22 protein-coding genes, 1 other RNA gene and 2 pseudogenes are annotated in these 23,161 nt (G+C 61.2%); 13 read left to right on the top strand and 12 right to left on the bottom strand.

Annotation, left to right across the window (positions count from 1 at the left end):
• Positions 1–133 precede the first annotated feature (133 nt).
• Complete coding sequence (locus tag ACEN8E_RS28455; protein WP_007982896.1) at positions 134–289, top strand: hypothetical protein; 156 nt, start codon at positions 134–136, stop codon at positions 287–289.
• A 23-nt stretch (positions 290–312) separates the two neighbouring features.
• On the opposite strand, the gene ACEN8E_RS28450 is transcribed toward ACEN8E_RS28455, so the two are convergent.
• From ACEN8E_RS28450 to ACEN8E_RS28430, 5 genes and pseudogenes are all read right to left on the bottom strand, one after another.
• Positions 313–930, bottom strand: coding sequence for a 5-formyltetrahydrofolate cyclo-ligase (locus tag ACEN8E_RS28450; protein ID WP_495590709.1), 618 nt, complete (start codon positions 928–930; stop codon positions 313–315).
• An 86-nt stretch (positions 931–1,016) separates the two neighbouring features.
• Positions 1,017–1,195: non-coding RNA, 6S RNA (ssrS, locus tag ACEN8E_RS28445), on the bottom strand.
• Positions 1,196–1,225: 30 nt separating this feature from the next.
• Positions 1,226–1,543, bottom strand: a complete 318-nt coding sequence (locus tag ACEN8E_RS28440; RefSeq protein WP_008015432.1) for a cell division protein ZapA — start codon at positions 1,541–1,543, stop codon at positions 1,226–1,228.
• Positions 1,540–1,749, bottom strand: coding sequence for a TIGR02449 family protein (locus ACEN8E_RS28435; protein ID WP_007982902.1), 210 nt, complete (start codon positions 1,747–1,749; stop codon positions 1,540–1,542). The genes ACEN8E_RS28440 and ACEN8E_RS28435 overlap by 4 nt, the downstream gene beginning before the upstream one ends.
• 25 nt (positions 1,750–1,774) lie before the next feature.
• Positions 1,775–1,909 (bottom strand): annotated as a pseudogene (locus ACEN8E_RS28430) (outer membrane lipoprotein carrier protein LolA); the annotation flags it as partial.
• Between the two features lie 34 nt (positions 1,910–1,943).
• On the opposite strand from ACEN8E_RS28430, the gene ACEN8E_RS28425 reads away from it, so the two are divergent.
• From ACEN8E_RS28425 to gcvH, 9 genes and pseudogenes are all read left to right on the top strand, one after another.
• Positions 1,944–2,498, top strand: coding sequence for a YecA/YgfB family protein (locus tag ACEN8E_RS28425; RefSeq protein ID WP_495590708.1), 555 nt, complete (start codon positions 1,944–1,946; stop codon positions 2,496–2,498).
• 27 nt (positions 2,499–2,525) lie between these two features.
• Positions 2,526–3,860 (top strand): Xaa-Pro aminopeptidase, encoded by a 1,335-nt coding sequence (gene pepP, locus ACEN8E_RS28420; protein WP_495590707.1) that lies wholly within the window; start codon positions 2,526–2,528, stop codon positions 3,858–3,860.
• Positions 3,857–5,044, top strand: coding sequence for a 2-octaprenyl-6-methoxyphenyl hydroxylase (gene ubiH / locus ACEN8E_RS28415; RefSeq protein ID WP_495590706.1), 1,188 nt, complete (start codon positions 3,857–3,859; stop codon positions 5,042–5,044). Before pepP ends, ubiH begins: the two co-directional genes overlap by 4 nt.
• A gap of 38 nt (positions 5,045–5,082) precedes the next feature.
• Positions 5,083–5,193 (top strand): annotated as a pseudogene (locus tag ACEN8E_RS28410) (tetrameric acyl-CoA thioesterase); the annotation flags it as partial.
• Between the two features lie 9 nt (positions 5,194–5,202).
• On the top strand, positions 5,203–6,420 hold the full coding sequence (locus ACEN8E_RS28405) for a 2-octaprenyl-3-methyl-6-methoxy-1,4-benzoquinol hydroxylase (protein ID WP_495593404.1): 1,218 nt from the start codon (positions 5,203–5,205) through the stop codon (positions 6,418–6,420).
• A 247-nt stretch (positions 6,421–6,667) separates the two neighbouring features.
• A complete protein-coding gene (locus ACEN8E_RS28400; RefSeq protein ID WP_057398749.1) occupies positions 6,668–7,672 on the top strand; it encodes an extracellular solute-binding protein in 1,005 nt (334 codons plus the stop codon).
• A gap of 204 nt (positions 7,673–7,876) precedes the next feature.
• The gene (locus ACEN8E_RS28395) at positions 7,877–9,493 is read left to right on the top strand and encodes an ABC transporter permease (protein WP_495590705.1); all 1,617 of its coding nucleotides are present in this window, start codon (positions 7,877–7,879) and stop codon (positions 9,491–9,493) included.
• Positions 9,494–9,649: 156 nt separating this feature from the next.
• A complete protein-coding gene (gene gcvT, locus ACEN8E_RS28390; protein WP_495590704.1) occupies positions 9,650–10,732 on the top strand; it encodes a glycine cleavage system aminomethyltransferase GcvT in 1,083 nt (360 codons plus the stop codon).
• 49 nt (positions 10,733–10,781) lie between these two features.
• A complete protein-coding gene (gcvH, locus tag ACEN8E_RS28385) occupies positions 10,782–11,165 on the top strand; it encodes a glycine cleavage system protein GcvH (RefSeq protein WP_495590703.1) in 384 nt (127 codons plus the stop codon).
• Between the two features lie 114 nt (positions 11,166–11,279).
• Here gcvH and ACEN8E_RS28380 read toward each other — a convergent pair whose 3' ends face one another.
• Positions 11,280–12,419 (bottom strand): DegT/DnrJ/EryC1/StrS family aminotransferase, encoded by a 1,140-nt coding sequence (locus ACEN8E_RS28380; RefSeq protein ID WP_495590702.1) that lies wholly within the window; start codon positions 12,417–12,419, stop codon positions 11,280–11,282.
• A 155-nt stretch (positions 12,420–12,574) separates the two neighbouring features.
• On the opposite strand from ACEN8E_RS28380, the gene gcvP reads away from it, so the two are divergent.
• Positions 12,575–15,448, top strand: coding sequence for an aminomethyl-transferring glycine dehydrogenase (gene gcvP, locus ACEN8E_RS28375; RefSeq protein WP_495590701.1), 2,874 nt, complete (start codon positions 12,575–12,577; stop codon positions 15,446–15,448).
• Between the two features lie 219 nt (positions 15,449–15,667).
• Here gcvP and ACEN8E_RS28370 read toward each other — a convergent pair whose 3' ends face one another.
• From ACEN8E_RS28370 to ACEN8E_RS28350, 5 genes are all read right to left on the bottom strand, one after another.
• On the bottom strand, positions 15,668–15,985 hold the full coding sequence (locus tag ACEN8E_RS28370; protein WP_495590700.1) for a DUF2388 domain-containing protein: 318 nt from the start codon (positions 15,983–15,985) through the stop codon (positions 15,668–15,670).
• 68 nt (positions 15,986–16,053) lie between these two features.
• On the bottom strand, positions 16,054–16,503 hold the full coding sequence (locus ACEN8E_RS28365) for an NfeD family protein (protein WP_495590699.1): 450 nt from the start codon (positions 16,501–16,503) through the stop codon (positions 16,054–16,056).
• Positions 16,504–16,511: 8 nt separating this feature from the next.
• Positions 16,512–17,432: an SPFH domain-containing protein gene (locus tag ACEN8E_RS28360; RefSeq protein WP_495590698.1), complete on the bottom strand. Its 921-nt coding sequence runs from the start codon at positions 17,430–17,432 to the stop codon at positions 16,512–16,514.
• A gap of 83 nt (positions 17,433–17,515) precedes the next feature.
• Positions 17,516–19,300 (bottom strand): type IV pilus assembly ATPase TfpB, encoded by a 1,785-nt coding sequence (tfpB, locus tag ACEN8E_RS28355; protein WP_495590697.1) that lies wholly within the window; start codon positions 19,298–19,300, stop codon positions 17,516–17,518.
• Between the two features lie 90 nt (positions 19,301–19,390).
• Positions 19,391–19,729: an ACT-like domain-containing protein gene (locus ACEN8E_RS28350; protein WP_495590696.1), complete on the bottom strand. Its 339-nt coding sequence runs from the start codon at positions 19,727–19,729 to the stop codon at positions 19,391–19,393.
• Between the two features lie 126 nt (positions 19,730–19,855).
• Here ACEN8E_RS28350 and ACEN8E_RS28345 point away from each other — a divergent pair, with 126 nt between their 5' ends.
• Positions 19,856–20,320, top strand: a complete 465-nt coding sequence (locus ACEN8E_RS28345) for an Lrp/AsnC family transcriptional regulator (protein WP_495590695.1) — start codon at positions 19,856–19,858, stop codon at positions 20,318–20,320.
• A gap of 96 nt (positions 20,321–20,416) precedes the next feature.
• Here ACEN8E_RS28345 and ACEN8E_RS28340 read toward each other — a convergent pair whose 3' ends face one another.
• On the bottom strand, positions 20,417–21,784 hold the full coding sequence (locus ACEN8E_RS28340; protein WP_495590694.1) for a CYTH domain-containing protein: 1,368 nt from the start codon (positions 21,782–21,784) through the stop codon (positions 20,417–20,419).
• A gap of 157 nt (positions 21,785–21,941) precedes the next feature.
• Between ACEN8E_RS28340 and argE the strand changes: the two genes are divergently transcribed.
• Complete coding sequence (gene argE, locus ACEN8E_RS28335; protein ID WP_495590693.1) at positions 21,942–23,090, top strand: acetylornithine deacetylase; 1,149 nt, start codon at positions 21,942–21,944, stop codon at positions 23,088–23,090.
• Positions 23,091–23,161 lie beyond the last annotated feature (71 nt).

Below are 23,161 nucleotides of genomic sequence, written 5' to 3'. Positions count from 1 at the left end.
CGGTTGGCGTCAGCGTTTGCGCAGCGGTTCACGTTGTCGCAAAATGCCGGCCTTTCAAGCTTGACGCTGCTGCACGGCCTGCAAACGGAAACCGCTGCTGTCATCGTGTTGATATGCCTTTGGGGGGCAATCGATGAAACGCAAACCGGATTTACTATGGATTCTGGTCATTTTGTTCGGCCTTGGCGTCGTGACCACTGGCTATGCCCAAAGCCTGTGGGCCAACAAGACCGATGCACCGGTCGAACTCGCCCAATTGCAGCAACAGTCGACAGCCTTCAAGCGCTGATCCTGTTGCCGCGGCACCACTGATCAAAGTGGTGCCTGGCCTGCGTAATACCAGGCCTTGTCGGTCACCGTTCCTTGCAACGGCACATCCCAGCTCGCCTGAGCCAATCGCCCGACCTTCTGACATTCATGGGCCAGCCCCAGCAGCGTAGGTTTGCGCCAGTCTTGTCGGCGCGCCAGGTAGGCCAGGCTCCGATCGTAGAAGCCGCCCCCCATCCCCAGGCGTCCGCCGACATCGTCAAAACCCACCAATGGCAACAACACCAGGTCCAGCGCCCAGATCCTGCGCTGCCGGGCGAGGTTGGCCCGTGGCTCGAGGATGCGGAAGCGGTTGGGTTTGAGTTTCTCTCCGGGCCGGATGCGCTGGAACACCATTTTGGTTCGCGGCCAGGCACTCAGCACTGGCAGGTAGGTGGCCTTGCCCCGGCGCTGTGCGGCACGCAGTAGCAGGCGCGGATCAATTTCACCGTCGGTCGGAAGATAGAGCGAGATGTGTCTGGCGCGGCGAAACAGCGGTTGCTGGGCCAATTGCTTGTACAGCCCGCGAGCGGCCTGGCGCTGTTGACTCGGTGTCAGTGCGCGGCGGGCATTGCGCAGCATGCGTCGAAGTTGCGGGCGGGGAAGCAGCGCAGGTTCGGTCATGGTTTCTGGCTTCGGCAGGACGGATACGCAAAGCGTACCCGTAAAAACGCCGATGCCGGTATTTAAACCGGCATCGGACTGAAATCAGGCTCCCCGAATGTGTCGCTGTCGACTTAGCCCTTGAACCCGAAAGTTCAAGGTGGAAGATGCAGTAGGCTTTAAGGCTTTCCGTCTAGCGGACATGCACACCAGCCCAACGTGCAACCTCCAGGGTATAGCAAATCGGCTCAGGGACATCGCCAACTGGCAAGCACCCCAGGGAGTGATTCGAGTATACCTCAAGCCGTCGCGCGAATCAGCCTTTGGTGACGTCCGGATCGGTGGCGAGCGCCAGATCGACGCGATCGAGCAGGTCGCGCACCTGTTCACGGGTCGATCCGCTGACCTGTACATCCGGGCGATCTTCCTTGTGCAACAGATCGTGTGTGATGTTCAGGGCAGCCATCACGGCGATACGGTCGGCGCCGATGACTTTGCCGCTGCTGCGGATCTCGCGCATCTTGCCGTCCAGGTAACGGGCGGCGCTGATCAGGTTGCTGCGCTCTTCCTGAGGGCAGATGATCGAATATTCTTTGTCGAGGATCTGCACGGTGACGCTATTGCTTGAACTCATGAGTCTTGCTCCAGGGCCTTGAGGCGCGAAATCATCGATTCGACCTTACGCCGGGCGATTTCGTTTTTTTCAATGAGGTGTGCGCGTTCCTCGCGCCAGGTCTTTTCCTGAGCTAGTAAGAGTCCGTTTTGACTCTTAAGTTGCTCGACTCGGGTAATCAGCAGTTCGAGTCTGGCCATCAGCGCTTGCAGGTCGGTGTCTTCCATTGTCTTCACTGTCTGATGGGGGTCGGACTGTAGGAGCGAGCTTGCTCGCGATGAACCTGAGAGCGCCGCGGGGTATCAGGTACCCAGTGTTATCGTTGGCGACCATCGCGAGCAAGCTCGCTCCTACAGGGGTAGTCGATGTAGGATACAAGGCCTTCATTCTAGACATAGCGCCGTCTGGCGCCTAGCTGCCCATGACCATTCAGAATTCCCCGTACCAAGCCTTCGCCGCCCTGCTGACCTCCAGCGGTCATAACGTCTCGCCTGCCGAACTGCACGGCCTGCTGCTCGGTCGCAGCTGCGCCGGCGCCGGCTTCGATGCCGAAGGCTGGCTGATCGACGCCGCCGAACTGCTCGAAAGCGAGCCGCAGGATAATGTTCGCAACGCCCTGATCGGCCTGCAGGCAATGGTCAAGGGTGAGCTCACCGGCGATGACGTGACCGTCGTACTGCTGCTGCCGACCGACGAGGCTCCGCTCACCGAGCGTGCCGCTGCACTGGGCCAATGGTGTCAGGGTTTCCTCAGCGGTTTCGGCCTGAACTGCCGTGACAGCAGCATGCTGAGCACCGAGGCCACGGAAGTGCTGCAGGACCTGGCGGCCATTTCCCAGGTGCAAGATGCCCTGGAAGAGTCCGAAGACGGCGAAACCGACTATATGGAAGTCATGGAGTACCTGCGCGTCGCGCCGTTGCTGCTGTTCTCCGAGACCAAAAAAGACGTGCCAGCCACCAAACCGTCGCTGCACTAATCGCTTGCCAGGGAACGCCATCTGCCCATGATCCACATCCCGAAATCGGAATACAGCCGTCGCCGCAAGGCCCTGATGGCGCAGATGGAACCCAACAGCATCGCCATCCTGCCCGCCGCCGCGGTGGCCATTCGCAACCGCGATGTCGAGCACGTTTACCGCCAGGACAGCGACTTCCAGTACCTCAGCGGTTTTCCCGAGCCCCAGGCGGTACTGGTGCTGATGCCGGGGCGCGTGCATGGCGAATACATCCTGTTCTGCCGTGAGCGCAACGCCGAACGCGAGCTGTGGGATGGCCTGCGCGCCGGTCAGGAAGGCGCGATTCGCGATTTCGGCGCCGACGACGCCTTTCCGATCACGGATATCGACGACATCCTGCCGGGCCTGATCGAAGGCCGTGACCGGGTGTACTCGGCCATGGGCAGCAACCCCGAATTCGACCGTCACCTGATGGAGTGGATCAACGTGATCCGTTCCAAGGCCAACCTCGGTGCCCAGCCGCCGAACGAATTCGTTGCCCTGGATCATCTGCTGCACGACATGCGCCTGTATAAATCGGCGGCGGAAGTGAAAGTGATGCGTGAGGCAGCGCGGATTTCCGCCCAGGCGCACGTGCGGGCAATGCAGGCCTGTCGCGCCGGGTTGCACGAATTCAGCCTGGAAGCCGAGCTCGATTACGAATTCCGCAAGGGCGGGGCGAAGATGCCGGCCTACGGCTCGATCGTCGCGGTGGGGCGTAACAGCTGCATCCTGCATTACCAGCAGAATGACGCGCTGCTCAAGGACGGTGACCTGGTGCTGATCGATGCCGGTTGCGAGATCGACTGTTACGCCAGCGACATCACCCGGACCTTTCCTGTCAGCGGCAAGTATTCAACGGAACAGAAAGCGATTTACGAATTGGTGCTGGCCTCCCAGGAGGCCGCCTTTGCCGAAATCGCCCCGAACAAACACTGGAACCAGGCGCACGAGGCCACGGTCAGGGTCATCACGGCCGGGCTGGTCAAGCTGGGACTGCTGCAGGGCGACGTCGACGAACTGATCGCCAGTGAAGCCTACAAGGCGTTCTACATGCACCGCGCCGGCCATTGGCTGGGCATGGATGTGCATGATGTCGGCGAATACAAGGTCGGCGGCGAGTGGCGCGTGCTGGAGGTCGGCATGGCGCTGACCGTGGAGCCGGGGATCTATATCGCCCCGGACAACCAGAATGTGGCGAAGAAATGGCGCGGCATCGGCGTGCGCATCGAGGACGACGTAGTGGTCACCAAGACCGGTTGTGAAATATTGACGGGCGGCGTGCCGAAAACCGTCGCCGACATCGAGGCCCTGATGGCGCAAGCACGGACACAAGCGGCATGAGTCGAGTCAACCTGGCAATCATCGGTGGCGGGCTGGTCGGTGCAAGCCTGGCCCTTGCGCTGCAGGCCGGCGCCAAGGCCCGAGGCTGGAAGATCGTGCTGATCGAGCCCTTCGCTCCTGGCGACACCTGGCAACCGAGTTACGACGCCCGTTCTTCGGCGTTGTCCTTCGGTTCGCGGCAAATCTATCAACGGTTGGGCATCTGGCAGGAAGTCACCCGCCGCGCCGAGCCGATCAAGCAGATTCACGTGTCCGATCGCGGGCGTTTCTCCACTGCCCGGTTGTCGGCGATGGAAGAGGGCGTTCCAGCGCTGGGTTATGTCGTTGAAAACGCCTGGCTCGGCCAATGCCTGTGGCAAGGCCTGGACAAGGATGTGATCAGTTGGCGTTGCCCGGCGGAGGTCACCCGCATGGAGCCGCTGACCGATGGCTATCGCCTGACCCTCAACGATGAAACCACCCTGGAATGCGATCTCGCGGTGCTCGCCGATGGTGGCCGCTCCGGCCTGCGCGAGCAATTGGGGATCGGCATCCGCAAGCGTCCGTATAACCAGAGCGCGCTGATCGCCAACATCACCCCGAGTGAAGCCCACAACGGCATGGCCTTCGAGCGTTTCACCGACGAAGGCCCGATGGCATTGCTGCCGCTGCCGGAAAACCGCTGCGCACTGGTCTGGACCCGCCTGGGCATGGACGCGCAACGCTTGGCGGCCCTTGATGAGCGCAGCTTCCTCAGCGAGTTGCAGGGTGTGTTCGGTTATCGCCTTGGCACATTGAAACAGGTCGGTGCACGGCACCTGTATCCGCTGACGCTGGTCGAGGCCGAAGAACAGGTGCGTCCGCATCTGGCGGTGCTCGGCAACGCGGCGCACAGCCTGCATCCGATTGCCGGCCAGGGGTTCAACCTGTCCTTGCGCGATGCCCAGGCCCTGGCCGACGCCTTGCTCGCCAGCGAAAAACCATTGGGCGACTTCGCCACGTTGCAAGCCTATCGCGAACGCCAGCGTCTTGATCAGAACCTCACCGTGGGCTTCTCTGATCAGGTCACGCGCCTGTTCGGCAGCACCCAGCCATTGGTTTCCCTGGGGCGCAACATCGGCTTGCTCGGCCTCGATCTGCTGCCACCGGCCAAACGCTGGTTTGCCCGACAGGCGATGGGGCTGGGTACCCGTCCGGATGCGTGACTGGCTGATCCGCCGTTTTGGCAAGGCACGACTGATAAAAATACCTGCCGCAATTGCAGGTCGACATTCATGACAGCGCCGGCCACCTGGTGGCGCGGGTCGGGAAAACCTTTTACGTGCGGCTCAAGCCGCAAGAGAGACAGGCTTAAAGCATGGAAATGCGCGCAGATCTGCTGATTGTCGGGGCCGGAATGGTCGGCAGCGCCCTGGCGCTGGCGTTGCAGGACAGCGGGCTGGAAGTCCTGCTGCTGGACGGCAGCCCCATGAGTGTCAAACCCTTCGACACTCAAGCTGCGTTTGAACCGCGGGTGAGCGCCTTGTCGGCCGCCAGCCAGCGGATTCTCGAACGCCTTGGTGTCTGGGATGGCATCGCCGGGCGCCGAAGCAGCCCCTACACCGACATGCAGGTCTGGGATGGCAGCGGCACCGGGCAAATCCACTTCTCGGCGGCCAGCGTGCATGCCGAGGTGTTGGGGCATATCGTCGAGAACCGCGTGGTCCAGGATGCCTTGCTTGACCGCCTGCACGACTGCGACCTGGGGTTGCTGGCCAATGCACGGCTGGAACAGATGCGTCGCTCCGGCGATGACTGGCTGCTGACCCTGGCCGATGGCCGTACCTTGCGCGCACCGCTGGTGATCGCGGCGGATGGCGCCAACTCGGCGGTGCGGCGCCTGACCGGGGTCGCGACCCGTGAATGGGATTATCTGCACCATGCCATCGTCACCAGCGTGCGTTGCGCCAAACCGCATCAAATGACGGCCTGGCAGCGCTTCACCGACACCGGCCCGTTGGCGTTTCTGCCCCTTGAGCGCGACGGCCAGCAGGATTGGTGTTCAATCGTCTGGTCGACCACGCCCGGCGAAGCCGAACGTCTGATGGCAATGGATGAGCAAGGCTTCTGCAAGGCGCTGGAGCGGGCCTTTGAAGGTCGGCTCGGTGAAGTACTGAGCGCCGATCCGCGGCTGTGCGTACCCCTGCGTCAACGGCATGCCAAGCGTTATGTGGCTGAAGGCCTGGCGTTGATCGGCGACGCGGCCCACACCATTCACCCGTTGGCCGGGCAGGGGGTGAATCTCGGATTCCTTGATGCCGCCGTTCTGGCCGAAGTGTTGCTGCAGGCGGCAAACCGTGGCGAACGCCTGGCGGATGTGAAAGTCCTCAGCCGTTACGAGCGTCGGCGCATGCCTCACAACCTGGCATTGATGGCGGCGATGGAAGGTTTCGAGCGCTTGTTCCAGGCCGATCCGTTGCCGGTGCGCTGGTTGCGCAATACCGGGTTGAAAATGGTTGAGAAAATGCCGGAAGCCAAAGCCTTGTTCGTGCGTGAAGCGCTGGGGCTGACCGGGGATTTGCCGGCGCTCGCCAAGGCCTGAGGTTTGTGCTGTGGCGGCCGGCCTCATCGCGAGCAGGCTCGCTTCCACAGGTGATCTCCAGCGTCCAGGATTTTGTGCTCACCACAAATCCTTGTGGGAGCGAGCCTGCTCGCGATTGCGGCGGTAAATTCACCCTCATTTTCTGCTTGTGCAACATCCGGTAACTCCTCCATAAGCGGGTTCGATTGAGAAGCTAAATGTGAGTCCTTATCATTTGGCCTCATTTTTCAATCGAAGGATCGCTCCCATGTTGGCATCGAAGCGTCTACTGACCGCACTGGCCTTGACCCTGATCGGCAGCACCGCCGCCCAGGCCGCTGACGAGGTGGTGGTCTACTCCTCGCGAATCGACGAGCTGATCAAGCCGGTATTCGATGCCTACACCGCCAAGACCGGGGTGAAGGTGAAGTTCATCACCGACAAGGAAGCGCCCCTGATGCAGCGGCTCAAGGCCGAAGGCGCAAATACGCCGGCCGACCTGCTGCTCACCGTCGATGCCGGCAACCTCTGGCAAGCCGAGCAGATGGGTATCCTCCAGCCGTTCACCTCGAAAACCATCGACGCCAACATTCCGCTGCAATACCGGGCAGCCTCCCACGCCTGGACCGGCCTGAGCCTGCGGGCGCGGACCATTGCCTATTCCACTGATCGGGTAAAGCCGGGTGAACTGACCACTTACGAAGCGCTGGCCGACAAGCAATGGGAAGGCCGTCTGTGCCTGCGCACGGCGAAGAAGGTCTATAACCAGTCCCTGACCGCGACCATGATCGAAGTGCATGGTGCCGGGAAGACCGAGGAAATCCTCAAGGGCTGGGTCAAGAACCTGTCCACAGACGTGTTCTCCGACGACACCGCGGTGCTGGAAGCGATCAACGCCGGCCAGTGCGACGTCGGTATCGTCAACACCTACTACTACGGTCGCCTGCACAAGCAGAAGCCAGACCTGCCGGTGAAGCTGTTCTGGCCGAACCAGGCTGACCGTGGCGTACACGTGAACCTGTCGGGTATCGGCCTGACGCAACACGCGCCGCACCCGGAAGCGGCCAAGGCCCTGGTGGAGTGGATGACTACGCCTGAAGCGCAGAAAATCTTTGCCGACGTGAACCAGGAGTTCCCGGCGAATCCTGCCGTTCATCCATCCGAAGAAGTGGCGGCCTGGGGCAAGTTCATTGCCGATACCTTGCCGGTGGAAATTGCCGGCAAGCGTCAGGCTGAGGCGATTCGCATGATGGACAAGGCTGGCTGGAACTGAGTCAGCCGTGATGCTGCGCCCCGCCTGTGCGGGGCGTTTGTTTTTGCGCTACGCGCCTCTGACGCTGTAGGAGCGAGCAAGCTCGCGATGAACGTCAGGGCACCGCGGACCGTCAGGCTTCCCGCGTTATCGTTGACGTTTTTCGCGAGCTTGCTCGCTCCTACAGTGTCGATCTCATCCATTAGATAGTAGAGAACCAAGCCTGTGGCCCACCCCGCCCAACGCCGCTGGTATCCAGTCGTCTTCGCCATCGCTGCGCTGGTTCTGTTGCCACTGAGCGTCCTGTTGCTTTCCTGGCAAACCATTGACGTTCAAATCTGGTCTCACTTGTGGGACACACAGATGCCGCGCCTGTTGGGCAACACGCTGACGCTGGTGCTTGGTGTCGGTGCGGGTGTCACCTTGCTGGGTGTCAGCCTCGCCTGGTTGACCAGCCTCTGTGAATTCCCCGGCAGGCGCTGGCTGGACTGGGCATTGATGCTGCCCTTTGCGATTCCAGCCTATGTGCTCGCGTTCGTATTTGTTGGCCTGCTGGATTTCGCCGGCCCTGTGCAAACCCTGCTGCGCGAGTGGTTCGGCAGTGGTCTGCGGCTGCCGCGCGTGCGCTCCACGGGCGGTGTGATTGTGGTGCTGGTGCTGGTTTTCTATCCCTATGTATATCTGCTGGCCCGCACGGCTTTCCTCGCCCAGGGCAAAGGCCTGATGGAAGCCGCGCGGGTCCTTGGCCAATCGCCCTGGCAGGCGTTCTGGCGGGTGGCATTGCCCATGGCGCGACCGGCCATCGGTGCGGGCGTGGCATTGGCGCTGATGGAGACCCTGGCGGATTTCGGCGCAGTGTCGGTGTTCAACTTCGATACCTTCACCACGGCCATCTACAAGACCTGGTACGGTTTTTTCAGCCTGTCTTCCGCCGCGCAACTGGCCAGCCTCTTGCTGCTGGTGGTGATGCTCGTGCTATACGGTGAACGGCGTGCTCGCGGGAACAACCGGGCGAGCAACGAGCGACCACGGGTCAAGGCGCTGTATCACCTGCGAGGCTTCAAGGCACTGGCGGCCACGACGTGGTGCTGTCTGGTGTTTGCCTGCGCTTTCATGATCCCGATGCTGCAATTGGCGGTGTGGTTCTGGCAGCGTGGGCGCTTCGATCTCGACGAGCGCTACGCCGGGTTGATCGTCCACACCTTGTACCTGGGGGCGATGGCGGCGTTGATCACCGTCAGCGTCGCCCTGTTACTGGCGTTTGCCCGACGACTGGCGCCCACCCGGATCATTCGTTCCGGGGTCAGTCTGGCCAACCTGGGTTATGCCTTGCCGGGTTCGGTGCTGGCGGTGTCGATCATGCTGGCGTTCAGTTACCTCGATCGCGAGCTGGTGATCCCGCTCTCTAGCTGGCTTGGTGGCGCGGGCAAGCCGCTGCTGCTGGGTAGTCTGTCGGCATTGTTGCTGGCCTATCTGGTGCGCTTCGTTGCCGTGGCCTACGGGCCACTCGAAAGCAGTCTGGCGCGTATACGGCCATCTTTGCCCGAAGCGGCACGTAGCCTTGGCGTCAGTGGGCCGCGACTGTTTTTCAAAGTGTATCTACCATTGTTGTTGCCCGGCACCTTGAGCGCTGGCCTGCTGGTGTTCGTCGACGTGCTCAAGGAAATGCCCGCGACCCTGCTGATGCGCCCGTTTGGCTGGGACACGCTGGCGGTGCGGATCTTTGAAATGACCAGCGAAGGAGAATGGGCGAGGGCATCTTTGCCAGCGTTGACGCTGGTGCTGGTCGGGCTGTTGCCGGTCATCGGATTGATCCGGCGTTCGGCACATCGAAACAGCTAGGTGCCAGTCCTACACCTTGCGGCTACAATGCGCGGCATTCGGTGCGGTCCGTCTGACAGACCAGGTAGCTGAAATCGGCTAAAGGCCCTTTGTTTCAAGGCATTCAGTCCGTGCAGCACTTGCCCGCACCTTCGCCACGCCCGGAAGGAGAAACCCATGGGACAGCGTACGCCTCTGTATGACCTTCATCTCGCACTCGGCGCGAAGATGGTCGATTTTGGCGGTTGGGACATGCCTCTGCATTATGGATCGCAGGTCGAGGAGCACCATCAGGTGCGCCGCGATTGCGGTGTCTTCGATGTATCCCACATGACCGTAATCGACGTCGGTGGCGCCCAGGCCAAAGCCTGGCTCCGGCATTTGCTGGCCAATGATGTCGAACGCCTGCACAGCCCCGGCCGTGCGTTGTACAGCACCATGCTCAATGAGCAGGGCGGCATTGTCGACGACATGATCGTCTATCGTCTCGATGAGGGTTATCGCCTGGTGGTCAATGCCTCCACCCGCGATCAGGATCTGACCTGGATGCAGGCGCATCTCGACGGTTTCGACGTGCAACTTCGCGAGCGTTCCGAGTTGGCGATGCTGGCCATTCAGGGCCCCCACGCCCGGCAAAAAATTGCCGAGCTGGTCAACCAGTCCCGGGGTAACCTGATTCAGCTCCTCAAACCCTTTGAAGGGCAGCCCGACGGTGACTGGTTCATCGCGCGCACCGGTTATACCGGCGAAGACGGCCTGGAAATCATTCTGCCGGCCGATCAGGCGCCAGGCTTTTTCAACGATCTGGTCGGTGCCGGGATTTCCCCCATCGGTCTTGGCGCGCGGGATACCTTGCGGGTCGAAGCCGGCATGAACCTTTACGGTCAGGACATCCAGCAGGACATTTCACCGTTGGCTTCCAATATGGCCTGGACCATTGCCTGGGAACCTGCCACCCGGCAGTTCATCGGGCGCAAGGCGCTGGAAGCCGAGCAGGCTGTCGGCGTGCAGCAAAAACTGGTCGGTCTGGTCCTTGAGGAGCGCGGTGTTTTGCGCGCTCATCAGGTGGTCCGCATCGCCGATGTTGGCGAAGGGGAGATCACCAGTGGTAGTTTCTCTCCTACGCTTAGCAAGTCGATTGCACTGGCGCGCGTGCCGATGGCAACTGCCGACCGCGCTGAAGTGGAAATCCGTGGCAAGTGGTACCCGGTACGAGTGGTCAAACCGACCTTCGTCCGTCACGGCAAAACCTTGATCTAATCTATTTCGGCGGGCACGACCGCTGACCTATTTCCTGAGGACACAGAACATGAGCAATATCCCCGCCGACCTGCGTTTTGCCGAAAGTCACGAGTGGGCACGTCTGGAAGCTGATGGCACCGTCACCGTGGGCATCAGCGATCACGCGCAGGAAGCGCTGGGTGATGTGGTGTTCGTCGAGCTGACTGAAGTCGGCAACGTGTTTGCTGCTGGTGATCAGTCGGGTGTCGTTGAATCGGTTAAAGCCGCTTCCGACATTTATGCACCGATCAGCGGTGAAGTGATCGCTGTCAATGAAGCGCTGAGCGGTGAGCCTGAGTTGCTCAATTCCGATCCGTACGGCGCGTGGATCTTCAAGCTCAAGCCAAGCGACAAGTCCGAGCTGGACAAACTGCTGGATGCTGCCGGCTACCAGGCTGCCATCGGCGAATAACGCTCGCTTTGTGAAAATCCATGTGGGAGCGAGCCTGCTCGCGAAAGCGTTGTGTCAGCAAGCATTCATGCCAACTGACACTCCCCATTCGCGAGCAGGCTCGCTCCCACAGGTTTATTGGGCTAGAACGGCCTTCACGGCCGTCACCGAACGCTCGACATCGGCCTTGCTCATCGCCGTGAACATCGGCAATGAGACAATCAGCCGACCGACCCGCTCGGCGACCGGGAACATGCCTTCCTTGAATCCGCGCTCGCGGTAAAGGCTCAACAGGTGAATCGGCGGATAGTGATAGCCGATCCCGACACCCAAAGCCTGCATCTGCTCCATGAAAGTCGCCCGTGCCGGCTTGCCATCCGTACGCTCCGGCAGTACCAGCTGGAGCAAATGCCAGTTGCTGTGGGTGAAATCCGCTGGCGGCAGTTGCGCTCCGTACTGCGCTTCGAAATCCTCGCCAAAGCAGGCGAAATAGTGCCGGGCCAGGTCACGGCGATGAGCGGTGATCGCTTCGATATGAGCAAATTGCCCCAGGCCAATGGCTGCGGCGACGTCGGTCATGTTGAACTTGCCGCCCAGCACATCGACGTCCAGGCCATCGAAGCCGGTGCGGGTAACGCCCTGCAGCCGGTATTTCTCTGCCAGTCGTACTTCTTCGGCCGTATTCAGCACCAGACAACCGCCCTCGGAGGAGGTGACGTTTTTGTTCGCCTGGAAACTGAAGGACACGAAATCACCGGTCGAGCCAATGCGCTGACCGTTCCAGCTGGAGCCCAGTGCCTGGGCCGCATCTTCGACGATCCGCAGACCGTGCTTTTTCGCCAGGGCGTACAACCGCGCCATGTCCACGGGCAACCCGGCAAGATACACCGGGATGATGGCCTTGGTGCGGGGGGTAATCGCCGCTTCCAGTTGATCCAGATCGATATTGCGGGTCACCGGGTCGATGTCGGCAAACACCGGGGTGGCGCCGACTTCCAGGATGACGTTGGCGGTGGCGACCCAGGAAATAGGCGTGGTGATCACTTCATCGCCCGGCCCGACCCCGGCAATACGCAAGGCGATTTCCATGGTGCAGGTGCCGGAGTTGAAGGTGCGCACCGGGCGCCCGCCGAAATACTCCGAGAGTTGCGCTTCGAAGGCCTGGACCTTGGGGCCGCTGGTGATCCAGCCCGAGCGCAGTACGTCGCCGACAGCGGCAATCGTGGTTTCATCGATGGTGGGTTTGGAAAACGGCAGGAACGGCAGTTGGCTCATGGATACAGATCACCCGATCAGCGGACATTAGGTTGACGCCGCACATGATGATCCGGATTGGATCGCCGCGCTACGACATCCACGCGGATATCGACTGCTATGCTGGTTTGACCGTGTTGCATCGACGCTGAGCGCCAGTCAAGAGAGAGCCCGTCATGTCCCAGTTGCCGTCCCTGAGCCAGTTACACGACCCCAATGCCTTTCTGCGCCGCCACCTCGGACCCGATGCCGTCGAGCAACAGGCGATGCTCGACAGCCTCGGCCTGGGCAGCCGGGTCGAATTGATCGAGCAAACCGTGCCGCCGGGCATCCGCCTCAATCGGGCGCTGGACCTGCCCCCGGCACTCGATGAAGAAGCCGCGCTGGCCAGACTTCGCGGTTATGCCGAGCAGAACCAGGTCTGGACCAGCCTGATCGGCATGGGCTACCACGGCACCCTCACACCGGCCGTCATTTTGCGTAACGTGCTGGAAAATCCCGGCTGGTACACCGCGTACACGCCCTATCAGCCGGAGATCGCCCAAGGCCGACTCGAAGCGTTGCTGAACTTCCAGCAACTGACCATCGACCTGACCGGTCTTGAGCTGGCCAACGCCTCGCTGCTTGATGAGGCCACTGCCGCGGCGGAAGCCATGGCCTTGGCCAAGCGGGTCGCCAAGTCCAAAAGCAACCTGTTCTTTGTCGACGAAAACTGCCACCCGCAAACCATTTCAGTAGTGCAGACACGTGCTGAAGGTTTCGGTTTCGAGTTGATCGTCGACACTGTGGATAACTTGAAGCAACACCAGGTGTTCGGCGCGCTGCTGCAATACCCTGACACCCACGGCGAGATCCACGACCTGCGGCCGCTGGTTGATTACCTCCACGCACAACAGGCCCTGGCCTGTGTCGCCACGGATTTGCTGAGCCTGTTGTTGCTGACCCCGCCGGGTGAACTGGGCGCCGATGTGGTGTTCGGTTCGTCCCAGCGATTTGGCGTACCCATGGGCTACGGCGGGCCCCATGCGGCATTTTTTGCCAGCCGCGATGAATACAAGCGAGCGATTCCCGGGCGGATCATCGGTGTTTCGAAAGATGCGCGGGGCAACACAGCCCTGCGCATGGCCCTGCAAACCCGCGAGCAACACATCCGCCGGGAGAAGGCCAACTCCAACATCTGTACGGCCCAGGTGCTGCTGGCCAATATCGCCAGTTTTTATGCGGTCTACCACGGTCCGGAAGGGCTCAAGCGGATCGCCCAGCGGGTTCATCGGCTGACCTGCATCCTTGCCGCCGGGCTTGAGCGCAACGGTATTAGCCGGGTCAACCGGCACTTCTTCGACACCCTGACGCTGGAGGTGGGTGGAACCCAGACAGCCATCATCGAAAGTGCCCGGGCCGCGCAGATCAACCTGCGTATTCTCGGGCGCGGCCAACTGGGCTTGAGCCTCGACGAGAGCTGCGACGAAAACACCGTGGCGAAGCTGTTCGACGTGTTTCTGGGGGCCGATCACGGGCTCAGCATCGAGGACCTGGATGCCGAAGTCTTGCCTGGCGGAATTCCCGAAGGATTGGTGCGAACTTCGCCTTATCTGCGCCACCCCGTGTTCAGCGCCCATCACAGCGAAACCGAAATGCTGCGTTACCTCAAGCAATTGGAAAGCAAGGATCTGGCGCTCAATCAATCGATGATCCCGCTGGGCTCCTGCACCATGAAGCTGAACGCCACCAGCGAGATGATCCCGATCACCTGGCCCCAATTCGCCAACCTGCATCCGTTCGTGCCGAAAGAGCAGGCTGCCGGGTATGGGTTGATGATCGAAGAACTGGAGCGCTGGCTGTGCGCGATCACCGGTTTCGATGCAATCTGCATGCAGCCCAACTCCGGTGCCCAGGGCGAATATGCCGGGCTGCTGGCGATCCGCAAATACCATGAGAGTCGTCATCAGGGCGGCCGCGATATTTGCCTGATTCCTTCGTCGGCTCACGGCACCAATCCCGCGTCGGCGCAAATGGCCGGGATGCGCGTGGTGATCGTCGAGTGTGACGAGGCGGGCAACGTCGACCTGGATGACCTCAAGGAAAAAGCCGCGCAGGCCGCAGACAAACTCGCCTGCCTGATGGCGACCTATCCTTCGACCCATGGCGTGTATGAGGAAGGTATCAGCGAAATCTGTGAAGTGATCCACCAGCACGGCGGTCAGGTGTACATGGATGGTGCCAACCTCAACGCCCAGGTCGGGCTGGCGCGGCCGGCCGATATTGGCGCCGACGTCTCGCACATGAACCTGCACAAGACCTTCTGCATTCCCCATGGTGGCGGTGGGCCGGGCATGGGGCCGATTGGCGTCCGGGCGCATCTGGCACCGTTCGTGGCCAACCATCCGGTGGTGCCGATCGACGGGCCGCACCCGCAAAATGGTGCCGTCAGCGCAGCGCCCTGGGGCAGTGCAAGCATTCTACCGATCAGCTGGATGTACATCGCCATGATGGGGCCGCAACTGGCGGACGCCAGCGAGGTGGCGATCCTGGCCGCGAATTACCTGGCGCGGCATTTGTCGGGCGCGTTCCCGGTGCTCTACACCGGGCGCAACGAACGAGTGGCTCACGAATGCATCCTTGACCTGCGACCGCTCAAGGCATTGACCGGTATCACCGAAGAGGACGTCGCCAAGCGCCTGATGGATTACGGCTTCCATGCCCCGACCATGTCATTTCCGGTGCCAGGGACGCTGATGGTCGAACCGACCGAAAGTGAATCGAAGGCGGAGCTGGACCGGTTTATCGGAGCAATGCTGAGCATCCGTGCGGAAATCAACGAGGTGCAAAATGGCAACTGGCCGGCGGAAGAAAACCCGTTGAAAGGTGCGCCACACACGTTGGCCGATATCACTGGAGTGTGGGAGCGGCCATACAGCATCGAGCAAGCGGTCACACCGGACGCGCACACCAAGGCTCACAAATACTGGCCGGTGGTGAACCGGGTGGACAACGTGTATGGGGACCGGAACCTGTTTTGTGCGTGTGTGCCGGTGGATGATTACCGCTGATCTCCCAGGCAACACATCACCCCTGTAGGAGCGAGCCTGCTCGCGATGGACTCAAGTGCGCTGCGTTTAGTCAGTAGACACGCGGCATCGTTAACGACCATCGTCGGAACGCCGCCCGGAGCAAGCTCGCTCCTACAGGGGTATCAGTGAACCTGGGACAGGTGTACGCAGGGCAAAAAAATGCCGCTCATGTGAGCGGCATTTTTATGCGGGTATTACTTACTCCGAAGCCACGGCATTCTTCGCCAGGATCGCGTTCGCCAGTTCCATGTCCGTGGCTTGCAGGCCCGGGTTGGCGGCGCGGACTTTCTGCATGGCCGCTTCCAGGTACGGGCCGCGGATACCGCCGTCGCTGGCGACGAAGCTGCTGGCGTCGTCCTGTGCCGCGACGATCAGCTTGTTATCCCTGGACGTCAGATAGCTCGAACCGGTGGTTGCGCCGGATGTAAGAACGTTACTCCAAAAAGTATCAGCCATCGCCGAACCGACAGGCAGGGACAACAGGGCGACGGTAGCGACAGCAAGCTTGAAACGCATGAAAGGGTGACTCCACTGGGTTAACTACGCCCTTGGATTGCCAACCCTCAATCGAGTTCCATGGTCACTTATTCCGCCGCTTCGACCAGCAGGATTGCGCCTTGCTGGCCGACCACCCGCACGCGGCTGCCAATGGCAGTGTCTGGCCCGCGGGCCATCCACACGCCGTCGGCCACCTTGATTTTGCCGCGACCGTCGACAATCGCTTCATGCACCACGAAGGTTTTGCCGATCAGTTCCTGGCCGCGCAGATTCAGGTGCGGCTGATCGCTCGGGCGCGTCGCCGTACGCTGACGCCGCCACCAGTACAACGCGGTGGCGATCGACAGCAGGCCGAACAACAGAAACTGCCATTCCCAGGACAGGCCCGGCAGGAGGAAGGTCAAGACGCCCACGGCTGCTGCCGCCATGCCGATCCACAACAGGTAGCCGCCAGCGCCGAACACTTCAAGAATCAACAGCACCGTGCCCAGTGCCAACCAGTCCCAGAACGAAAGGTGCTGCAAAAATGCCCACATGGTGCGCCTCAGGCTTTCTTGTTATCGAAAGTGGCCTTGACGATTTCGCCAATGCCGCCCACCGCACCGATCATCGAACTGGCCTCCAGCGGCATCAGGATCACCTTGCTGTTGTTGGCCGAAGACAACTTGCCCAGCGCATCGATGTACTTCTGCGCCACGAAGTAATTGACCGCTTGCACATTGCCGCTGGCGATGGCCTCGGACACCACTTTGGTGGCCTGGGCTTCTGCCTCGGCTTGTCGTTCACGGGCTTCGGCCTCCAGGAAGGCGGCTTGCCGGCTGCCTTCGGCCTCGAGGATCTGTGCCTGCTTCTTGCCTTCGGCGGTCAGGATCGCTGCGGCACGCAGGCCTTCGGCTTCCAGAATCTGCGCACGCTTGATCCGCTCGGCTTTCATCTGCCCCGACATTGCCGCCATCAGGTCGGCGGGCGGGCTGATGTCCTTGATTTCGATCCGGGTGATCTTGATGCCCCAAGGCGCGGTCGCTTCATCGACGGTGCGCAGCAGCTTTTCGTTAATGGCGTCACGCTGGCTGAGCATGGCGTCGAGTTCCATCGAGCCGAGCACCGTACGGATGTTGGTTTGCAGCAGATTGCGGATGGCGTGCTCGAGGTTGTTGACCTCGTAGGCGGCCTGGGCCGAGTTGACCACCTGGAAGAAACACACGGCGTCGATCTGCACCGTGGCGTTGTCGGCGGTGATGACTTCCTGCGGCGGAATATCCAGCACGCTTTCCATCACGTTCATCTTGCGACCGATGCGGTCCATGACCGGAACGATGACGTTCAGCCCCGGCTTGAGCGTGTTGGTGTAGCGCCCGAAACGCTCGACGGTCCATTCAAAGCCTTGGGGCACGACCTTGAAACCCATGAACAGTATGGCGACCACCAGGCCGACAAAAAGCAAAAGCACACTACCGGTCTGCATAACGATTCCTTGTTGATGTGTGGATCTGTGGAGTTGCACTCGCTGGAGTGTAGCGGGGCCCTGCCGGATAGGAACAGTCGGGCTCAGTTCTGCTCGCTCTGGGGTGTCACTCGCAGAACTTCCTCGATGGTCGTCAACCCGGCGGCGACCTTTTGCGCCCCCGACAGCCGCAAGCTGCGCATGCCTTCCTTGAATGCCTGCCGGCGCACGGCCAGCAAATCGGTATCGGGACTGATCAGCGCTTTGATGCCATCGCTCAGTTGCATGATTTCGTAGACCCCGGCGCGACCGTGATAACCGGTGTCGCGGCATTCCAGGCAACCGACGGCACGCTGGGCATTGCCCGGCAATGGTGCCTGCCAGGGACGGGTCAGGGTTTGCCAATCGTCTTCACCCAGCGTCAGCGGCGCCTTGCAGTGCGGGCACAGGGTTCGCACCAGCCGCTGGGCCATGACGCCGAGCACCGTGGCCTTGATCAGGTAGTGCGGCACACCGAGTTCCAGCAGGCGACTGATGGCACCGGGTGCATCGTTGGTGTGCAGGGTCGACAGCACCAGGTGCCCGGTGAGCGCAGCCTGGATCGCCATCTCCGCGGTTTCGAGGTCGCGGATCTCGCCGATCATGATGATGTCCGGGTCTTGCCGCATCAGCGCGCGCACGCCGGCGGCGAAGGTCAGGTCGATATTGTGCTGGACCTGCATCTGGTTGAACGCCGGCTCGACCATTTCAATCGGGTCTTCGATGGTGCAGAGGTTGACCTGCGGCGTCGCCAGTTTTTTCAGGGTGGTGTAGAGGGTCGTGGTCTTGCCCGAACCCGTCGGCCCGGTGACGAGGATGATGCCGTGGGGCTGGCGGGTCATGTCCTGCCAGCGGCGCAGGTCGTCGACAGAAAACCCGAGCTGATCGAAGTCCTTGAGCAGGACCTCCGGGTCGAAGATCCGCATGACCATTTTTTCGCCGAAGGCTGTAGGCAGCGTCGACAAACGCAGCTCGACTTCGCCGCCGTCCGGGGTCTTGGTTTTCACCCGGCCGTCCTGGGGTTTGCGTTTCTCCGCAACGTTCATGCGCCCCAGGGTTTTCAGGCGACTGACGATGGCCATGGTGACCTGGGGCGGGAATTGATAGACGTTGTGCAGCACGCCGTCGATGCGAAAGCGCACCGTGCCTTGTTCGCGCCGGGGTTCGATGTGGATGTCACTGGCGCGTTGCTGGAACGCGTACTGGAACAGCCAGTCGACGATATTGACGATGTGTGCGTCATTGGCGTCCGGCTCCTGGTCGCTGGCGCCGAGGTTGAGCAACTGTTCGAAATTGCCGAGGGTGCTGACTTGTGGGTCGGCACTGTTCGCCCCGGTGACCGATTTGGCCAGGCGGAAGAATTCGACACTGTAGCGCTGTATCTCCGCCGGGTTGGCCACCACGCGCTTGATCGGCAATTTGAGCACGTGGGTCAGGTCCGCCTCCCAGCCGCTGACATAAGGCTGGGCGCTGGCCACGGTCACCGCATCGCGGTCGATCGCTACCGCGAGGATCTTGTGGCGCTGGGCAAAGGCATAGGACATCAGCGGGGTCACGGCGGCGACGTTGATTTTCAACGGGTCGATGCGAAGGTAAGGCTGGCCGGCCTGCCGGGACAGCCACAGGGTCAGGCTTTCGAGGTCCAGTGGTTTGCCGGGACGGCTGAGGTCGTCCAGTTGCTGGCTGGCGATGAATTCCAATGGATGCATCTGGCCATGGGTGGCGTTGCGGCGGCGGGCATTGAGCGCATGTTCGGCCGAGTCCTGGCTGATAAAGCCTTGGGCGACCAGTTCGCGCAGCACATCATTGAGATCCAGCCAGCGGTCCTGAAGGGTGATTTGTACGGACATGCGGGCTCCTTTTGAACGACAGTGCGCAAAGGATAGCCGTGGTCCGACCGACCGCTGGGCCACTACCCGCCGAAGCCGTTTCGGCGTTTTTCAGCCCGCCGCTTGAACCGCTTCGGCCCATGTGGAATCAGCATCTTGCAGCTCCACCGAGCAGACGCTGATCAGATTACGAAGTTTTTCCGCAATCACTTGCGCACGGTGCCAGCTCAATCCGTCGATGACGACTTCGATGGCCAGCCAGTCGTCCTGGCGTTGCACGTTGACCTGCTCCGGCGTGAGCAATTGCAAGGCGAACAGGTTGAGGGCGCGACACAGCAGGTCGGGTTCTGCCTCGGCCAGCATTTGATAGCGAACGCGGCAATGGGCGTTGCTGACGTTCCAGACATCGGCGCGGGCAGGTGGGGTGTTCACGGCTTCGAGATACGGCATGGTCAGGCTCCAGAATTACTGGAGAAATGTTTACATCCCGTGCCGGGTATTTCTTCTCTATGATTGGCAACATTGCAGGAATTTAGAATCAATTAATTCACTTGTTGGCCAGAAAAAGGTTTTTTTATGCAGAACGAGCTGGATAGCTACGACCGCAAGATCCTCGCCTTGCTGCAAGAGGATGCTTCGCTGTCCAGCGCGCAGATCGCCGAGCAGGTGGGGCTCTCGCAATCGCCGTGCTGGCGGCGGATTCAGCGGATGAAAGAGGAGGGCATCATTCGCGGCCAGGTGACCTTGCTCGATCGCAAGAAAATCGGCCTGAACACGCAGATCTTCGCGGAGGTGAAACTCAATGCCCACGGGCGTTCGAACTTCACCGAATTCACCGAGGCGATTCGCGGCTTTCCGGAAGTGCTGGAGTGTTACGTGCTGATGGGGGCGGTGGATTTCCTGCTGCGGATTGTCACGGCGGACATCGAGGCGTATGAGCGCTTCTTCTTTGAGAAGCTGTCGATGGTGCCGGGGATCCAGGAGGTCAATTCGATCGTGGCGTTGTCGGAGATCAAGTCGACCACCAGTTTGCCGGTCTGAAATGTGTAGTGAATGTCCCGGCCTCTTCGCTGGCAAGCCAGCTCCCACAAGGACCGCATAAATCCTGTGGGAGCTGGCTTGCCAGCGAAGGCGGTATTACAGACGCAGCAGCATTTTCCAGGCGCGGTTCTGATACACCGCAATCGCCTGCTGCTTGCGCGCATCCAGGACTTCGTCGGTGATCGATTCGTTGGCCAGTTGTGCCAGCTTGTTCAGCTCACCGTACAGGCGATCCATTTCCGGGATCTCCAGCACGCTACGCGCATGGTGCAGCCAGACCTGGATGCGTTCGATGCGCGGCAGTTGCTCGGCCAGGTCTTCCGGCTGTTGCTGGTAGCGCTGCAATTGCAGCGAGTTGGCTTCTTCGCCCAGCAGGCGCGGCAACCAACTGCCCAATTGCGCAGCGCCCTGGCGATTGCCACGGGTGTTGCGGTCGGCAGCCCAGGTGCGGGCCAGCAACCAGCGCGAGGTGGTCAGAGAGAACAGGCCCCAGCGCGGGTCTTCGAGCTCTTCGAGGAACTGTTCGGGCGCGGCCTTGCGCACGTCTTCATCGTCCAGGCCGGCCTGAACCAGCGGACGCCAGTCCTCGAGCAAGGCATCGAGGGCGATACGCAGATCGTGGGTCGACTGACGCGGAGCAGCCTGGCCCAGGCTGCTGATCAGCGCGCGCATTTCCGCGAGGTTTTCGACCCAATCCTGCAACAGGCGCCAGTGACCGTTGAAGCGATACTGCTCGGCCAGACGCTGGCTGCTGCCCAGCAAATGCCAGCTCAGCGCGGCGAACGCGTCGTCCAGTGGCGTTTCGGCGGTGATCTGCGGCGCTGGCAGGCTCAACGAATAACTGTGGGCGTCGTACAGACGATAGCCGCGTTCGGCCTTGCTGATGTCGCAGGGCATCAGGGCCAGTTTCTCGGCCAGCTCGGCAGCCAGTTCCAGTAATGCGGCAGGCTCGCCTTCGCGTAGTTCCAGTTCCAGCTCGCAGATTTCTTCTTTCTGCTTGCCGACCACGACGTGACCCAGGTCCAGCGCGGCTTCGATGACCACTTTGGTCTTGCCACGGCCCCAGGCGATTTCCGCGCGTTCGCGGACGAAATCGGTGGTGAAGATCGGCTTCAGGGTTTTCTTGTCCAGTTCGGCCAGTTCCTCGGGCCAGCATTCGCCGTCGAGTTTCTTCAGGTCGAGCTTGGCTTTGGGCAGGTTCCAGTCGTACTCGTTACGTACCGACAGACCGGCGACGCTCTGGCCGCGGGTCTTGAGGGTCTGGATCACTTCTTCGCCATCCTTGCGCAGGCGCAGGGCCACCTTGGCCTGGGCCAGATCACGCTCGGGCGTGTCGAAGTACTGGTTCATCAACTCACGGCGTTCCCAGCCACTTTTGTTGCGTTTTTTCAGTAATGGGTGCTCGCGCAGGGCGGCGAGGGTTTCGCGGCTGACGCGGAGTTTGATTTCGGTTTCTTTCTGCATGGCCGGAAAATCCAGGATCGGGAGCGCAGCCGGGGGAATGTGTGGCTGCCAAGGTCGTGCAGTGTACAGGACTCAAGGTTAGTACGCGCCGCGACGGTTTATTCCTGTCATCGGTTGGCTCTATGATGGACTTCAATTCGGGAGCCGGGAGTCAGCGATGCCATTGCCGTCGATGAAAGAACAATTCGCTGCGCTGATCGCTGCACCGTCCGTCAGTTGCACCCAACCCAGTCTCGATCAGAGCAACCGCCCGGTCATCGATCTGCTGGCGACTTGGCTCGGTGAGCTGGGTTTTACCTGTGAGATCCAGCAGGTCAGCCCCGGCAAGTTCAACCTGCTGGCCAGTTTCGGTTCCGGCCCCGGCGGCCTGGTGCTGGCCGGGCACAGCGACACCGTGCCGTTCGACGCTGCGCTGTGGCAAACCGACCCGCTGAAGCTGACTGAAGTCGACGGTCGCTGGATCGGCCTGGGCAGTTGCGACATGAAGGGCTTTTTTGCCCTGGCGATCGAGGCGGTCATACCGCTGCTCGATCAGCCGTTCAAACAGCCGTTGCTGATTCTCGCCACCTGCGATGAAGAAAGTTCGATGTCCGGCGCTCGGGCGCTGGCCGAAGCGGGGCGACCGCTGGGGCGGGCGGCGGTGATCGGCGAGCCGACCGGGCTCAAGCCGATCCGCATGCACAAAGGCATCATGATGGAGCGCATCGACATCCTCGGGCAGAGCGGTCATTCCTCCGACCCGCGCCTGGGCCACAGCGCCCTGGAAGCCATGCACGATGCCATCGGTGAACTGCGTGGCCTGCGCTTGTTATGGCAGCGCGAATTCCGCAACCCACAGTTTGGCGTACCGATGCCCACGATGAATTTCGGCTGCATCCATGGCGGCGACAATCCCAACCGTATCTGCGGCCAGTGTTCTCTGGAGTTCGATCTGCGGCCGTTGCCCGGCATGGACCCCAAGGTCCTGCGCGCCGAGATCCTGCAGAAGCTCAAGCCGGTTGCCGAGCGGCATCAGGTCAGGATCGATTACGCGCCGTTGTTCCCTGACGTGCCGGCATTCGAGCAGACCGAGGACGCAGCGCTGGTGCGCATTGCCGAAAAGCTCACCGGCCACAGCGCCGAAGCAGTGGCGTTTGGCACCGAAGCACCTTATCTTCAGCGCCTCGGCTGTGAAACGCTGGTGCTTGGCCCGGGTGATATCGCCTGTGCCCACCAGCCGGGGGAATACCTCGAAATGTCACGTTTGCAGCCTACGGTGCATCTATTAAGGCAACTGATCGAACACTATTGCCTGACCCCCCTGTAGGAGCGAGCCTGCTCGCGAAGGACGTTAACGATGACGAGCATTGCCTGAATGTACGCGGCGACCTCAAATTC

It is taken from the genome of Pseudomonas sp. Pseusp9 (assembly GCF_059491265.1).
This window is presented reverse-complemented; position numbering and strand designations above follow the sequence as displayed.

Excerpts from the sequence above, each read along its gene's own strand:
- ACEN8E_RS28455 (WP_007982896.1), top strand. The coding sequence starts at position 134 with ATGAAACGCAAACCGGATTTACTATGGATTCTGGTCATTTTGTTCGGC.
- ACEN8E_RS28450 (WP_495590709.1), bottom strand. The coding sequence starts at position 930 with ATGACCGAACCTGCGCTGCTTCCCCGCCCGCAACTTCGACGCATGCTG.
- ACEN8E_RS28440 (WP_008015432.1), bottom strand. The coding sequence starts at position 1,543 with ATGAGTTCAAGCAATAGCGTCACCGTGCAGATCCTCGACAAAGAATAT.
- ACEN8E_RS28435 (WP_007982902.1), bottom strand. The coding sequence starts at position 1,749 with ATGGAAGACACCGACCTGCAAGCGCTGATGGCCAGACTCGAACTGCTG.
- ACEN8E_RS28425 (WP_495590708.1), top strand. The coding sequence starts at position 1,944 with ATGACCATTCAGAATTCCCCGTACCAAGCCTTCGCCGCCCTGCTGACC.
- pepP (WP_495590707.1), top strand. The coding sequence starts at position 2,526 with ATGATCCACATCCCGAAATCGGAATACAGCCGTCGCCGCAAGGCCCTG.
- ubiH (WP_495590706.1), top strand. The coding sequence starts at position 3,857 with ATGAGTCGAGTCAACCTGGCAATCATCGGTGGCGGGCTGGTCGGTGCA.
- ACEN8E_RS28405 (WP_495593404.1), top strand. The coding sequence starts at position 5,203 with ATGCGCGCAGATCTGCTGATTGTCGGGGCCGGAATGGTCGGCAGCGCC.
- ACEN8E_RS28400 (WP_057398749.1), top strand. The coding sequence starts at position 6,668 with ATGTTGGCATCGAAGCGTCTACTGACCGCACTGGCCTTGACCCTGATC.
- gcvT (WP_495590704.1), top strand. The coding sequence starts at position 9,650 with ATGGGACAGCGTACGCCTCTGTATGACCTTCATCTCGCACTCGGCGCG.
- gcvH (WP_495590703.1), top strand. The coding sequence starts at position 10,782 with ATGAGCAATATCCCCGCCGACCTGCGTTTTGCCGAAAGTCACGAGTGG.
- ACEN8E_RS28380 (WP_495590702.1), bottom strand. The coding sequence starts at position 12,419 with ATGAGCCAACTGCCGTTCCTGCCGTTTTCCAAACCCACCATCGATGAA.
- gcvP (WP_495590701.1), top strand. The coding sequence starts at position 12,575 with ATGTCCCAGTTGCCGTCCCTGAGCCAGTTACACGACCCCAATGCCTTT.
- ACEN8E_RS28370 (WP_495590700.1), bottom strand. The coding sequence starts at position 15,985 with ATGCGTTTCAAGCTTGCTGTCGCTACCGTCGCCCTGTTGTCCCTGCCT.
- ACEN8E_RS28365 (WP_495590699.1), bottom strand. The coding sequence starts at position 16,503 with ATGTGGGCATTTTTGCAGCACCTTTCGTTCTGGGACTGGTTGGCACTG.
- ACEN8E_RS28360 (WP_495590698.1), bottom strand. The coding sequence starts at position 17,432 with ATGCAGACCGGTAGTGTGCTTTTGCTTTTTGTCGGCCTGGTGGTCGCC.
- tfpB (WP_495590697.1), bottom strand. The coding sequence starts at position 19,300 with ATGTCCGTACAAATCACCCTTCAGGACCGCTGGCTGGATCTCAATGAT.
- ACEN8E_RS28350 (WP_495590696.1), bottom strand. The coding sequence starts at position 19,729 with ATGCCGTATCTCGAAGCCGTGAACACCCCACCTGCCCGCGCCGATGTC.
- ACEN8E_RS28345 (WP_495590695.1), top strand. The coding sequence starts at position 19,856 with ATGCAGAACGAGCTGGATAGCTACGACCGCAAGATCCTCGCCTTGCTG.
- ACEN8E_RS28340 (WP_495590694.1), bottom strand. The coding sequence starts at position 21,784 with ATGCAGAAAGAAACCGAAATCAAACTCCGCGTCAGCCGCGAAACCCTC.
- argE (WP_495590693.1), top strand. The coding sequence starts at position 21,942 with ATGCCATTGCCGTCGATGAAAGAACAATTCGCTGCGCTGATCGCTGCA.